Here is a 13,666-nt window from a genome sequence, read left to right on the forward strand (position 1 = left end):
AAATGAATCGAACTGATCTCGCCACGGCACACCTGGCGCCCGACCCCGCCGAGTTGGACCGGTTGACGGCAGGCGTGCATCACAATCCGCACAGTGTCCTGGGCGCCCACGAATACGGCGATCACACGGTGGTCCGGACCTTCCGCCCGCACGCGACCAGCGTGGTCGCGTTGGTCGGCGACCAGCGATTCCCGTTGCAGCACATCGGTTCCGGATTGTTCGCGGTCGTGCTGCCCTTCGTCGACCTGGTCGACTACCGGTTGGAAGTGACCTACGGAGATCCTCGAGGCGCCGCCCCACATGTCGTTGCCGACGCCTACCGGTTCCTGCCCACCCTCGGCGAAGTGGACCTGCACCTGTTCGCCGAGGGCCGCCACGAACGGCTCTGGGAAGTGCTCGGCGCTCATCCCCGATCTTTCACCACGCCCGACGGGGTGGTCGACGGGGTGTCCTTCGCAGTGTGGGCGCCGAATGCAAACGGAGTCAGTCTGATTGGTGAGTTCAACGGATGGACGGGCAACGACGCCCCGATGCGCACGCTGGGCTCCTCGGGCGTATGGGAATTGTTCTGGCCGGACTTTCCCGTCGACGGCCTCTATAAGTTCCGCGTGCACGGCGCCGACGGAGTGGTGTCCGACCGCGCCGACCCGTTCGCCTTCGGCACCGAGGTGCCGCCGCAGACCGCGTCGCGGGTGACGGTGAGCCGCTACACCTGGACCGACGACGAGTGGATCGCCCGCCGCGCGCAACGCAACCCGGTGTTCGAGCCGATGAGCACCCTGGAAGTGCATCTGGGCTCGTGGCGGCCCGGCCTGACCTATCGGCAGCTCGCCCATGAGCTGACCGAATACGTTGTCGAACAGGGTTTCACCCACGTGGAGCTGTTGCCCGTGGCCGAGCATCCGTTCGGCGGGTCGTGGGGGTACCAGGTCACCTCGTACTATGCGCCGTCCTCCCGGTTCGGCACACCCGACGAGTTCCGAGCGGTGGTGGACGCCCTGCACCGAGCGGGTGTCGGCGTCATCGTGGACTGGGTGCCGGCCCACTTCCCCAAGGACTCGTGGGCGCTGGGCCGGTTCGACGGAACGCCCCTCTACGAGCATTCTGACCCCAAGCGCGGCGAGCAACTGGATTGGGGCACCTACGTTTTCGACTTCGGCCGACCAGAGGTACGAAACTTCCTGGTGGCCAACGCGTTGTACTGGCTCGACCAGTTCCACATCGACGGGCTGCGGGTGGATGCGGTGGCTTCGATGCTCTACCTGGATTATTCGCGTCCGGCCGACGGTTGGACGCCGAACATTTACGGCGGGCGGGAGAATCTGGAGGCGGTGCAGTTCCTGCAGGAGATGAACGCCACCGCACACAAGGCCGCGCCGGGCATCGTCACCATTGCCGAGGAGTCGACGTCGTGGCCGGGTGTCACCCGCCCGACGAACCTTGGCGGCCTTGGCTTTTCGATGAAGTGGAATATGGGCTGGATGCACGACACACTCGACTACCTCAGCCGTGATCCCATCTATCGCAACTATCACCACCACGAGATGACGTTCTCGCTGTTGTATGCCTTCAGCGAGAACTACGTGCTGCCACTGAGTCACGACGAGGTGGTGCACGGCAAGGGCACGCTGTGGGGCCGGATGCCGGGCGACAACCACGCCAAAGCGGCCGGGTTGCGCAGCCTGCTCGCCTACCAGTGGGCCCACCCGGGCAAGCAACTGCTGTTCATGGGTCAGGAGTTCGGGCAACGTGCCGAGTGGTCCGAGGAACGCGGCCTGGACTGGTGGCAGCTCGACGAGCAGGGATTCTCCAACGGGACACTGCGATTGGTGCGCGACCTGAACGGCATCTACACCAGCCACCCGGCGCTGTGGAGTCAGGACACCACCCCGGAGGGCTACTCCTGGATCGATGCCAATGACTCGGCCAACAACGTGTTGAGTTTCCTGCGTTACGGCAGCGACGGTTCGGTGCTGGCGTGTGTGTTCAACTTCGCCGGTGCCGAGCACGCCAACTACCGGATGGGCCTGCCCGCCGCCGGCCGCTGGCGCGAGGTGCTCAACACCGATGCGACGGTCTACAACGGCTCGGGGATCGGCAATCTCGGTGGCGTGGATGCCACCGAGGATCCCTGGCACGGACGCCCCGCGTCGGCGGTGATGGTGCTGCCGCCGATGTCGGCGTTGTGGCTGGAACCCGAGTAACCGGCGCAGGTCTCAGTACAGCGCGTTGGCGAGGTTGCGCCGCCCGGCCACGACCTCGGGGTCGGCCGGGTCGAACAGCTCGAACAACTCGATCAGCCGCGTGCGCACCTTGCCGCGCTCGTCTCCGGAGGTACGCCGCACCAGGGCGGTCAGTCGCTGGAACGCCCCGGCGACGTCCTGGTTCAGGATCTGCACGTCGGCCGCGGCGAACGCGGCGTCGATGTCCTCGGGCGCGGCGTCGGCAACCAGGACGGCGTCCGGTCGCTGCGCGGTGGCGCGGGTGAGGAAGTCGATCTGGCGGATGGCGCCCTTGGCTTCGACGCTGCCCGGGTTGGCGTCCAGGATCGCCTGGTAGGACGCTTTGGCCGCGGCGAAATCGCCGGCTTCCAATTCCGCCCGGGCCTGGGCCAGCGCCGGGTCGACCTGCGCCGGCTCTCCCACAGTTCCCGGCCCCCGCAACTTACCCGCGGTCGCGTCCAGCAGCTTGTCGATCCAGCTGCGCAACTGATCCGCCGGCTGCGGACCCTGGAAACTCGAAATCGGTTGCGCCGCGGCCAGAGCCACCACCGTCGGGACCGCTTGCACCCCGAACACCCGGGCCATCCCGGGCGCGGCGTCGACGTTGGCCGAAGCCAGCGCCCACTTGCCGTTGTCCGCGGCGGCCAGACCCGCCAGCGTCTCGAGCAACTCGACGCAGACCTCGCTGCGCGGTGACCACAGCAGCACCACGACGGGGACTTCGTCGGACCGGTTGATCACCTCGTCTTCAAAGTTGGCCTCGGTGACCTGAATGACCGCTACGTCACCGGGGTCGCTTCGGTCGCCGGACTGCGGAGCGGCCGCGGGGGTCGCCGCCTTCTGTTGCGCGCGTTGCTTGAGACCGGACAGGTCGACCGCACCGGCCAACGCTGGCCCGATCGAGGGCCGTGGACGTGTCACGCCGTCAAGTCTGTCACGCCGCTTCGCACCACCGACGGCGCCCTCCGGGGCTTTCGGAAACTCATATGACAAATCTCACAGAAACTGTAAAGGTGTCGGATCGGTGGTCCGCCAGCAAACTCGTCGGCGCGCTAGCCGGCCCGCAGGATCAGCGCGTCGCCCTGGCCGCCGGCACCACACAGTGCTGCCACCCCGTAGCCCGATCCGCGGCGGGCCAGCTCCAGCGCCACGTGCAGCGTGATGCGTGCCCCGGACATCCCGATCGGGTGTCCGACGGCGATCGCACCGCCGTTGACGTTGACCTTCTCCGGGTCGATCCCCAGCTCCTGCGTGGAGGCCAGGGCCACCGCGGCGAAGGCCTCGTTGATTTCCACGACGTCGAGATCCTCGACCGAGATACCCTCGCGGTCCAGCGCCTTCTTGATGGCGTTGGCGGGCTGGGACTGCAGGGTCGAGTCCGGTCCGGCGACCACGCCGTGCGCACCGATCTCGACCAGCCAGGACAACCCGAGTTCCTGGGCTTTTGCCTTGTTCATCACCACGACCGCGGCCGCGCCGTCGGAGATCTGCGACGCGGATCCCGCGGTGATCGTGCCGTCCTTGCGGAACGCCGGTTTGAGGCCGGCGAGCGAGTCGGCGGTGGTGTTCGCGCGGATGCCCTCATCCTCGGCGAACTGCAGCGGATCACCCTTGCGCTGCGGGATTTCCACCGGTACGACCTCGTCGGCGAACACACCGTCCTTCCAGGCCGCGGCCGCTTTCTGGTGGGACTGCGCCGCGTATTCGTCCTGCTGCTGACGGGTGAACTTGTCGGTGTCATTTCGCTGCTCGGTCAGCGCACCCATCGGCTGATCGGTGAACACGTCGTGCAGCCCGTCGTAGGCCATGTGGTCGCGCACCGTGACGTCGCCGTACTTGTAGCCCGATCGGCTGTCCATCAGCAGGTGCGGCGCCCTGGTCATGGACTCCTGACCACCGGCGACCACGACATCGAACTCACCGGCACGAATGAGCTGGTCGGCCAGGGCGATCGCGTCGATCCCGGACAAACACATCTTGTTGATCGTCAGCGACGGCACGTCCCAGCCGATACCGGCTGCCACCGCAGCCTGGCGGGCGGGCATCTGCCCGGCCCCGGCGGTCAAGACCTGGCCCATGATCACGTACTGGACCGCGGAAGCCGGCACGTTCGCCTTCTCCAGGGCACCTTTGATCGCGATGGCACCCAGATCGCTGCCGCTGAAATCCTTCAGCGACCCCATCAACTTGCCGATAGGTGTCCGCGCTCCAGCAACGATCACCGACGTCGTCATGAATCCTCCTCAGCGCACACCGAAGGGCTGGCCGCGCCAACCCGGAAGTGTGGTTTTGTCTCTATGAGGTTACCTTTAGGAGATGACGACCGATCAAGTTGACGCCCGTCAGAGTCTGGCTACCTCACTGGTTACCGGCCTCGATCACGTCGGCATCGCAGTCGCCGACCTCGACGCCGCCATCGAGTGGTACAACGACCACCTGGGCATGATCCTGGTGCACGAGGAAATCAACGACGACCAGGGCATTCGTGAGGCGATGTTGGCCGTGCCCGGCACCAGCGCACAGATCCAGCTGATGGCCCCGCTCGACGAGACCTCGGTGATCGCGAAGTTCATCGACAAGCGCGGCCCCGGCATCCAGCAGCTGGCCTGCCGGATCAGGGACCTCGACGCGATGTGCGAGCAGCTGCGGGCCCAGGGCGTGCGCCTGGTCTACGACGCTCCCCGGCGCGGCACCGCAAACTCCCGGATCAACTTCATCCACCCCAAGGACGCCGGTGGGGTGTTGATCGAATTGGTCGAACCGGCCGAGCGTTAGGACCACCTGCGGGTCGGCCCGCGGTTGGCCCGATTGGTCCAGCACGGCGTGTGCCAATGCCTCCGGTCCGCCACCGCGGCCGCGGTTTCAGCTAACCATGCCACCACATGTGCTGTGCCGGAACGTATTTCGTGATCACATCCGGGACAGCGATAGGTCTTGACGGCCCGCGCCGCGGCGATCGGGCGCACCTCGTACTCGTAGCCGTCCGGCCCGGTCTCCAGCCGGCGCGGCGCCAGCGACGGCGCCCTAAGTGGCGGTTTGCGGCGCCGCGTCATCAGAACAGCCGATACTCGTCGCTGTCCATACCCCGCATCTTGTCGTAATCCAATGTCAGACAACGGATCCCACGATCAGTGGCCAGGGTGCGGGCCTGCGGCTTGATCTGCTGGGCGGCGAACACCCCCTGCACGGGAGCCAGCACGCTGTCGCGGTTCAGCAGTTCCAGATAACGGGTGAGCTGCTCCACACCGTCGATCTCGCCGCGGCGCTTGATCTCCACCGCGACCGAGCCGCCCTTCTCGTCCCGGCACAGCAGGTCCACCGGGCCGATCGCGGTCATGTACTCGCGACGCACCAACGTATAGCCCTCGCCGAGTAGCTGGACGTGCTCGGCGAGCAGCGCCTGCAGGTGAGCTTCGACGCCGTCCTTGACCAGTCCCGGGTCGATGCCCAGCTCGTGGCTGGAGTCGTGTTCGATCGCCTCGACGGTAATGCGCAACTGCTCACCGGACTTGTTCGTCACCACCCACACCGGCCCCGGTTCCTCGCTCAGCCAGCACGGCGGGCTCATCCAGTTGAGCGGCTTGTAGGCACGATCGTCGGCGTGCACGCTGACCGAGCCGTCGGCCTTGAACAACAGCAGCCGCCGCGCGGACGGCAGGTGTGCGGTGAGCCGGCCGATGTAGTCCACGGTGCACTGGGCGATGACGAGACGCACCCGACCACCTTAGAGCCTGCCCGCGAAACCCGAGCGAGCCTGCAACGTCTCGACAAACTAGGCTGGCGCCACGATGCCGTCCAAGCCGACCTTTGCCCAGCGGTTGGGCCGCTTGCTGGAGAAGCTGACCCGGCAGAGCGGACGACCGGATACCCCCGCGTACGGCTCCTGGCTGCTCGGACGTGTCGCAGAAGACCCGCACCGCCGACGGGTCCGCATCCAGGTGATCATGACCGTCCTCATTCTGGGGGCGAATCTGATCGGCATCGCCGTCGCCGTGTTGCTGGTGACCGTCGCCGTGCCGGTGCCGAGCATTTTCGACGACGCACCGATCTGGCTCACGTTCATCGTCAACCCGAGCTACATCGTCGTCGCACTGGCGGTAGGCACTTACGGGATCACCCGCGGCACCGTGGAGTCGTTGCGCTGGGCGATCGAGGACCGCGCACCCACCGAAAAGGATGAACGCAACACCTTCATGGCCCCGTGGCGTGTCGCGGTCGGCCATCTGATCTTGTGGGGCATCGGCACCGCACTGCTGACCATCCTCTACGGGATCGCCAACACCATGTTCGTCCCGAGATTCCTGGTGGCGGTTGGCTTTTGCGGGCTGCTGGTGACCACCAGCAGCTATCTGCTCACCGAGTTCGCCCTGCGGCCGGTTGCCGCAAAAGCACTCGAGGCCGGACCCCCGCCCCGGCGACTGTCCTCGGGCATCATGGGGCGCACCATCCTGGTGTGGCTGCTCGGTTCGGGTGTGCCCGTCGTCGGCATCGGCCTGATGGCGGTCTTCGAGATGGTGCTGCGCAACCTGACTCAGACCCAGTTCGCGGTCGGAGTGCTGATCATCTCGACGGTCACGCTGATCTTCGGTTTCACGTTGATGTGGATCCTGGCGTGGCTGACGGCCACCCCGGTGCGGGTGGTGCGATCAGCGCTCAGGCGCGTCGAGCAGGGCGACCTGCGCGGCGACCTGGTTGTGTTCGACGGCACCGAGCTCGGTGAGCTGCAGCGGGGATTCAACACGATGGTCGACGGGCTGCGCGAGCGCGAGCGGGTGCGCGATCTGTTCGGTCGCCATGTCGGGCGTGAAGTGGCGTTGGCCGCCGAACGCGAAAAACCCAAGCTCGGCGGCGAGGAACGCCACGTCGCCGTCGTCTTCATCGACATCGTCGGCTCGACGCAGTTGGTGAGCAAACGCCCGCCCGCTGAGGTCGTGCAGATGCTGAACGGGTTCTTCACGATCGTCGTCGAGGAGGTCGACGCACACTGCGGCCTGGTCAACAAATTCGAGGGCGACGCCTCGCTGGCGATCTTCGGAGCCCCGAATCATCTCGATTCCCCCGAGGACTCGGCGCTGGCCGCGGCCCGGTCGATCGCCGACCGGCTGGCCAAGGAAATGCCCGAATGCAAAGCGGGTATCGGCGTGGCGGCCGGGCAGGTGGTCGCCGGCAATGTCGGCGCCAAGGAGCGCTTCGAGTACACGGTGATCGGCGAGCCGGTCAACGAGGCCGCACGGCTGTGCGAGTTGGCGAAATCCAAACCGGGACGGTTGCTGGCGTCGGCGCAGACGGTGGAAGACGCCAGCGAGGAAGAGCAGGCGCGGTGGACGCTGGGCAGACACGTCAAACTGCGTGGCCACGATCACCGCACCCGGCTGGCCTCGCCCGCTGAGCCGGCTGAACCCGCAAAGCAGGCTGAACAGAAGAAGTAGCGCTGCCGCTGTACGGCGCAGGCAGTTGCGGCGCCGACGGTTGCGGTAGTGGGCCCAAGCGCCAGGTATACGCCCTTGCAGTGTTTGCTGACGCGAGTAGCCTGTGCCCATGGACAGCGCCGGCTGGATAATCTGCGGGGTGCTGGCATCCCTCGTTCTGCTGGGCGCGAGGGCCGCGATCAGCGCCCTGCGAGATCCACGCGGCGACGACTGGGACGCCGGGCGCCGCTCCCGGCGCAACGACGGCGACGGAGGTTGCGGCGGTGGCGGCGACGGTTGCAGCGGCGACAGCGGTTGCGGGGGCGGGTGCGGCGGCGGGGACTGATCCGCTGCACCCTGATGTCGTTTTTCCGCCAGTCATGTCGGCCCGACGGTGTAACTGTTGAAGGGTGCACGACGATTTCGAACGCTGCTATCGGGCGGTCCAGGCCAAGGACGCCCGGTTCGACGGCTGGTTCGTCATCGCGGTGCTGACCACCCGGATCTACTGCCGGCCCAGCTGCCCGGTGCCGCCGCCACTGGCCCGCAACGTGCGGTTCCTCCCGACGGCGGCGGCCGCCCAGCGCGAAGGCTTCCGAGCCTGTAAGCGGTGTCGTCCGGACGCTTCCCCGGGTTCGCCGGAGTGGAACGTGCGCGGCGACGTCGTGGCGCGGGCGATGCGACTCATCGCCGACGGCACGGTGGACCGCGAAGGCGTCACCGGACTGGCCATCCGCCTCGGTTACACCACCCGGCAGCTGGAGCGGTTGCTGCAGGCTGAGGTGGGCGCCGGCCCGCTCGCCCTGGCCCGCGCCCAACGGATGCAGGCCGCCCGGGTGCTGATCGAGACCACGAACCTGCCCTTCGGCGACGTCGCGTTTGCCGCCGGATTTTCCAGCATCCGGCAGTTCAACGACACGGTGCGACTGACGTGCGACAGCACGCCGACGGCGCTGCGCGCCCGGGCGGCGGGGCGTCGTCCAGCGCTCCCCACCGCCGGAACGCTCACATTGCGCCTTCCGGTCCGCACCCCGTTCGCCTACGAGGGCGTGTTCGGCCACCTGGCGGCCACCGCGGTGCCGGGGTGCGAGGAGGTCCGCGCCGGCTCGCTGCGCCGGACGTTGCGACTCGCCCACGGCAACGGTGTGGTGACCTTGACACCTGCCCCCGACCACGTCCGCTGCCTGCTGGTGCTGGCTGACTTTCGCGACCTGGCCAGCGCCACTGCCAGGTGCCGACGGCTGCTGGACCTCGACGCCGATCCCGAAGCGGTGGTCGAAGCGCTGAGCAGCGACCCGGAGTTGGCCGCAGCGGTTGCCAAGGCGCCGGGACAACGCATCCCGCGCACGGTCGACGAATCCGAACTGGCAATTCGGACGGTGCTCGGGCAGCAGGTATCGACCAAAGCCGCCCGCACCCACGCCGCACGGTTGGTGGCGGCCTACGGCGACCCGGTGCAGGATCCCGCCGGCGGGTTGACCCACACCTTCCCGTCCGTCGAGCAACTCGCCGACATCGACCCAGTCCATCTGGCCGTGCCGCAAACGCGGCGCCGGACGGTGACCGGACTGATCGACGCGTTGGCCGCGGGCCGTGTCATCCTCGACCCCGGCTGCGACTGGGCCCGCGCGCGACGACGACTGCTCGATCTGCCCGGTATCGGTCCGTGGACTGCGGAGGTGATCGCCATGCGCGGCCTGGGTGATCCCGACGCCTTTCCGGCCAGCGACCTCGGCTTGCGGACGGCAGCCAGAACACTGGGACTGCCCGAGCAGGAGCGGGCCCTGGTGGCCCACAGCGCACGCTGGCGGCCGTGGCGCTCCTATGCCACCCAGCATCTGTGGACCACGCTCGAACATCCGGTCAATGTGTGGCCGCCCCAGGACTCGCCGCCCCGGAATTCGTCGTCCCAGAATTCGTCAAAGGAAATCGCATGATCGTCTATCGCACTATCGAGAGCCCGATCGGCCCGCTGACGCTGGCCGGCCGGGACGGGGTGCTGACCAATCTGCGCATGGTGGACCAGACGTATGAGCCCAGTCGCGCCGATTGGCATCTGGACGACAGCGCGTTCGATGACGCGGTCAAACAGTTGAATGCCTATTTCACCGGCGACCTCAGCGATTTCGATGTCGAGATGGAATTGTGCGGCACCGAATTCCAGCGCCGGGTCTGGACGGCATTGACCACGATTCCCTACGGCGAAACCCGGTCCTATGGGGAAATCGCTCGGCAGATCGGCGCTCCCGGCGCCGCGCGTGCGGTCGGGCTGGCCAACGGCCACAATCCGATCGCCGTCATCGTGCCGTGCCATCGGGTCATCGGAGCCGGCGGGAAGTTGACCGGGTACGGCGGTGGACTCGACCGCAAGCAGACGTTGCTCGAATTGGAGCGCCGGCGGGTGCCGGCCGAGCCGACACTGTTCGACTGAGCCGCCGCGGGAACCGGGCGGCCGAAAGTCTCAACCGCACGGCGAAACTCTACGGCCATTCCGCGCGCTGGCGATACGCTCCCAGATATCCATGGTGAGCCATTTCCGGAAATACAAAAACACCCCCAAATGAATGGGGGTGTTTTTGTGTATGTTCGGCGGTGTCCTACTTTTCCACCCCAAAAAGGGCAGTATCATCGGCGCTGACAGGCTTAGCTTCCGGGTTCGGGATGGGACCGGGCGTTTCCCTGTCGCTGTGGCCGCCGTAACTCTATTTAATTCGCACATGCAAGTTGTGTTGATGGGGGGTGTGGTGTCCACGGCAATCAAGCCGGGGAACAGATAGTGGTTGCGATTGGTTGTGTTGGTAAGTTTTCGGCCGGTTAGTGCCAGTTCCCTGCACTCATTACTGAGCTTCCAGGTCTGGCCTATCAATCCAGTGGTCTGCTGGGGGCCTTATCCCTCCTAGAGGGTGAGAAACCTGATCTTGGAGAAGGTTTCCCGCTTAGATGCTTTCAGCGGTTATCCTGTCCGAACGTAGCTATCCAGCAGTGCTCCTGGTGGAACAACTGGTGCACTAGAGGTTCGTCCGTCCCGGTCCTCTCGTACTAGGGACAGGTTTCCTCAAGTTTCTGACGCGCGCGGCGGATAGAGACCGAACTGTCTCACGACGTTCTAAACCCAGCTCGCGTGCCGCTTTAATGGGCGAACAGCCCAACCCTTGGGACCTGCTCCAGCCCCAGGATGCGACGAGCCGACATCGAGGTGCCAAACCATCCCGTCGATATGGACTCTTGGGGAAGATCAGCCTGTTATCCCCGGGGTACCTTTTATCCGTTGAGCGACACCCCTTCCACTCAGAGGTGCCGGATCACTAATCCCGACTTTCGTCCCTGCTTGACTTGTAAGTCTCGCAGTCAAGCTCCCTTGTGCATTTACACTCAACACCTGATTGCCGTCCAGGTTGAGGGAACCTTTGGGCGCCTCCGTTACATTTTAGGAGGCAACCGCCCCAGTTAAACTACCCACCAGGCACTGTCCGTGAACCGGATATACGGTTCGACGTTAGGTGTCCAATACGATCAGAGTGGTATTTCAACAACGACTCCGCCCTAACTAGCGTTAGAGTTTCACAGTCTCCCACCTATCCTACACAAACCGTACCGAACAACAATACCAAGCTATAGTGAAGGTCCCGGGGTCTTTTCGTCCTGCCGCGCGTAACGAGCATCTTTACTCGTAGTGCAATTTCGCCGAGTCTATGGTTGAGACAGTTGAGAAGTCGTTACGCCATTCGTGCAGGTCGGAACTTACCCGACAAGGAATTTCGCTACCTTAGGATGGTTATAGTTACCACCGCCGTTTACTGGGGCTTAAATTCTCCGCTTCACCCTTACGAGTTAACGGGTCCTCTTAACCTTCCAGCACCGGGCAGGCGTCAGTCCGTATACATCGTCTTGCGACTTCGCACGGACCTGTGTTTTTAGTAAACAGTCGCTTCTCACTGGTTTCTGCGACCGGTTTCCGCTCCCACCGCAAGGGTGTTCACGGCATGCCGGTCCCCCTTCTCCCGAAGTTACGGGGGTATTTTGCCGAGTTCCTTAACCATAGTTATCTCGTACGCCTTGGTATTCTCTACCTGACCACCTGTGTTGGTTTGGGGTACGGGCCGTGTGTGAACTCGCTAGAGGCTTTTCTTGGCAGCAGAGGATCACCGAATTCGCCTCAATCGGCTATGCGTCACCTCTCAGGATTAATGAGCGACGGATTTGCCTATCGCTTTCCCTACGGGCTTGCCCCAGTATTACCACTGACTGGTACGGCTACCTTCCTGCGTCACCCCTTCGCTTGACTACTACCAACCGGGGTCCCACGCAGCCGGTCACCGTCGCACCCCGAAGGGATTGATCAGCGACCATTTGGGTGGTTAGCACAATTGATTCATCACGGGCGCGCACACACGGGTACGGGAATATCAACCCGTTGTCCATCGACTACGCCTGTCGGCCTCGCCTTAGGTCCCGACTCACCCTGGGCGGACTGGCCTGGCCCAGGAACCCTTGGTCTTTCGGCGGGCAAGGTTCTCACTTGCCTATTCGCTACTCATGCCTGCATTCTCACTCCCCCACCCTCCACCACCCGTTACCAGATGGCTTCGCTGAATGAGGGACGCTCCCCTACCCACACCTACAAAAGTAGATGTGCCGCGGCTTCGGCGGTGTGCTTGAGCCCCGCTACATTATCGGCGCACAATCACTTGACCAGTGAGCTATTACGCACTCTTTCAAGGGTGGCTGCTTCTAAGCCAACCTCCTGGTTGTCTCTGCGACTGCACATCCTTTTCCACTTAGCACACGCTTTGGGGCCTTAGCCGGCGATCTGGGCTGTTTCCCTTTCGACGTACGGAGCTTATCCCCCGCCGTCTCACTGCCACGCTTGACACCACGGCATTCGGAGTTTGGCTGACGTCAGTAACCTAGTAGGGCCCATCGGCCATCCAGTAGCTCTACCTCCGTGGTGAACCACGCAACGCTGCACCTAAATGCATTTCGGGGAGAACCAGCTATCACGGAGTTTGATTGGCCTTTCACCCCTACCCACAGCTCATCCCCTCAGTCTTCAACCTAAGTGGGTTCGGGCCTCCACGCGGTCTTACCCGCGCTTCACCCTGGCCATGGGTAGATCACTCCGCTTCGGGTCCAGAACATGCCACTACACCCCTAACGGGGATGCGCCCTATTCAGACTCGCTTTCGCTGCGGCTACCCCACACGGGTTAACCTTGCGACATGTCCCTGACTCGCAGGCTCATTCTTCAAAAGGCACGCCATCACCCCACAAGGAGGCTCTGACGGATTGTAGGCGCACGGTTTCAGGTACTCTTTCACTCCCCTCCCGGGGTACTTTTCACCATTCCCTCACGGTACTAATCCGCTATCGGTCATCGAGAAGTATTTAGGCTTACCGGGTGGTCCCGGCAGATTCACAGCAAATTCCACGGGCTCGCTGCTACTCGGGAGATTGATCAAGGCAGGTGCCAAGTTTTCGCGTACCGGGCTCTCACCGTCTATGGCAGACCATCCCAGGCCACTTCCGCTAACTACGACACTTTCTGACTGCCTCCTGGTCAGGTAGAACCAAGAAGATCATTCCCACAACCCCGCACACACAACCCCTACCCGGTATCACATGCATACGGTTTAGCCATTTTCCGCGTTCGCTCGCCACTACTAGCGGAATCACAATTGTTTTCTTTTCCTACGGGTACTGAGATGTTTCACTTCCCCGCGTTCCCCCCCGTACCCTATATATTCAGGTACGGGTAACACGACATCACTCGTGCTGGGTTTCCCCATTCGGAAATCCTCGGATCAAAGCTCGGTTGACAGCTCCCCGAGGCATATCGCAGCCTCCCACGTCCTTCATCGGCTCTCGATGCCAAGGCATCCACCATGCGCCCTTAGACACTTACAAACACTACAAAAACCAAAGAATAAAATTGCACAAAAGAACACGCCACCGTGAACGGCGACGTCTTCGTTTGATGCTCGCAACCACTATCCAATTCTCAAACACCACACCCCACCACCAAGATGGTGGGACAAC

General features: G+C 64.1%; 10 protein-coding genes and 2 rRNA genes. 6 read left to right on the top strand and 6 right to left on the bottom strand.

The genetic code is table 11. The features are described 5' to 3' along the window. The first annotated feature begins 2 nt into the window (after positions 1-2). Positions 3-2,204 carry a 1,4-alpha-glucan branching protein GlgB gene (glgB, locus tag AC5Y6Y_RS11175; RefSeq protein ID WP_499930052.1) on the top strand — a complete coding sequence of 734 codons (2,202 nt, stop codon included), beginning with the start codon at positions 3-5 and terminating at the stop codon, positions 2,202-2,204. Between the two features lie 12 nt (positions 2,205-2,216). Here the strand turns inward: glgB and AC5Y6Y_RS11180 are convergent, their stop codons facing one another. Both AC5Y6Y_RS11180 and AC5Y6Y_RS11185 read right to left on the bottom strand, forming a co-directional pair. Then, entirely contained in the window at positions 2,217-3,143 is a 927-nt protein-coding gene (locus tag AC5Y6Y_RS11180) for a tetratricopeptide repeat protein (RefSeq protein WP_499930053.1), read from the bottom strand. Positions 3,144-3,274: 131 nt separating this feature from the next. Next, positions 3,275-4,456 carry an acetyl-CoA C-acetyltransferase gene (locus AC5Y6Y_RS11185; protein ID WP_499926649.1) on the bottom strand — a complete coding sequence of 394 codons (1,182 nt, stop codon included), beginning with the start codon at positions 4,454-4,456 and terminating at the stop codon, positions 3,275-3,277. Positions 4,457-4,538: 82 nt separating this feature from the next. Here AC5Y6Y_RS11185 and mce point away from each other — a divergent pair, with 82 nt between their 5' ends. Then, positions 4,539-4,997, top strand: a complete 459-nt coding sequence (mce, locus tag AC5Y6Y_RS11190) for a methylmalonyl-CoA epimerase (RefSeq protein WP_463826602.1) — start codon at positions 4,539-4,541, stop codon at positions 4,995-4,997. On the opposite strand, the gene AC5Y6Y_RS11195 is transcribed toward mce, so the two are convergent. Both AC5Y6Y_RS11195 and nucS read right to left on the bottom strand, forming a co-directional pair. Then, the gene (locus AC5Y6Y_RS11195) at positions 4,994-5,275 is read right to left on the bottom strand and encodes an Rv1322 family protein (RefSeq protein WP_499930054.1); all 282 of its coding nucleotides are present in this window, start codon (positions 5,273-5,275) and stop codon (positions 4,994-4,996) included. The two genes, mce and AC5Y6Y_RS11195, sit on opposite strands and share 4 nt — an antisense overlap. Then, positions 5,275-5,937, bottom strand: a complete 663-nt coding sequence (nucS, locus tag AC5Y6Y_RS11200; protein ID WP_499930055.1) for an endonuclease NucS — start codon at positions 5,935-5,937, stop codon at positions 5,275-5,277. Before nucS ends, AC5Y6Y_RS11195 begins: the two co-directional genes overlap by 1 nt. A 73-nt stretch (positions 5,938-6,010) precedes the next feature. Between nucS and AC5Y6Y_RS11205 the strand changes: the two genes are divergently transcribed. From AC5Y6Y_RS11205 to AC5Y6Y_RS11220, 4 genes are all read left to right on the top strand, one after another. After that, the gene (locus AC5Y6Y_RS11205; protein ID WP_463826605.1) at positions 6,011-7,651 is read left to right on the top strand and encodes an adenylate/guanylate cyclase domain-containing protein; all 1,641 of its coding nucleotides are present in this window, start codon (positions 6,011-6,013) and stop codon (positions 7,649-7,651) included. Positions 7,652-7,760: 109 nt separating this feature from the next. Beyond that, a complete protein-coding gene (locus AC5Y6Y_RS11210; RefSeq protein WP_499926640.1) occupies positions 7,761-7,976 on the top strand; it encodes a hypothetical protein in 216 nt (71 codons plus the stop codon). 64 nt (positions 7,977-8,040) lie between these two features. After that, on the top strand, positions 8,041-9,567 hold the full coding sequence (locus AC5Y6Y_RS11215) for an AlkA N-terminal domain-containing protein (RefSeq protein WP_499930056.1): 1,527 nt from the start codon (positions 8,041-8,043) through the stop codon (positions 9,565-9,567). Further along, positions 9,564-10,061: a methylated-DNA--[protein]-cysteine S-methyltransferase gene (locus AC5Y6Y_RS11220; protein WP_499930057.1), complete on the top strand. Its 498-nt coding sequence runs from the start codon at positions 9,564-9,566 to the stop codon at positions 10,059-10,061. Before AC5Y6Y_RS11215 ends, AC5Y6Y_RS11220 begins: the two co-directional genes overlap by 4 nt. Before the next feature lie 153 nt (positions 10,062-10,214). On the opposite strand, the gene rrf is transcribed toward AC5Y6Y_RS11220, so the two are convergent. Beyond that, positions 10,215-10,329: ribosomal RNA gene (gene rrf, locus AC5Y6Y_RS11225) — 5S ribosomal RNA — on the bottom strand. A gap of 95 nt (positions 10,330-10,424) precedes the next feature. Beyond that, a 23S ribosomal RNA gene (locus AC5Y6Y_RS11230) occupies positions 10,425-13,534 on the bottom strand. Between the last annotated feature and the right edge of the window lie 132 nt (positions 13,535-13,666).

The organism is Mycobacterium sp. NGS24 (assembly GCF_059813065.1).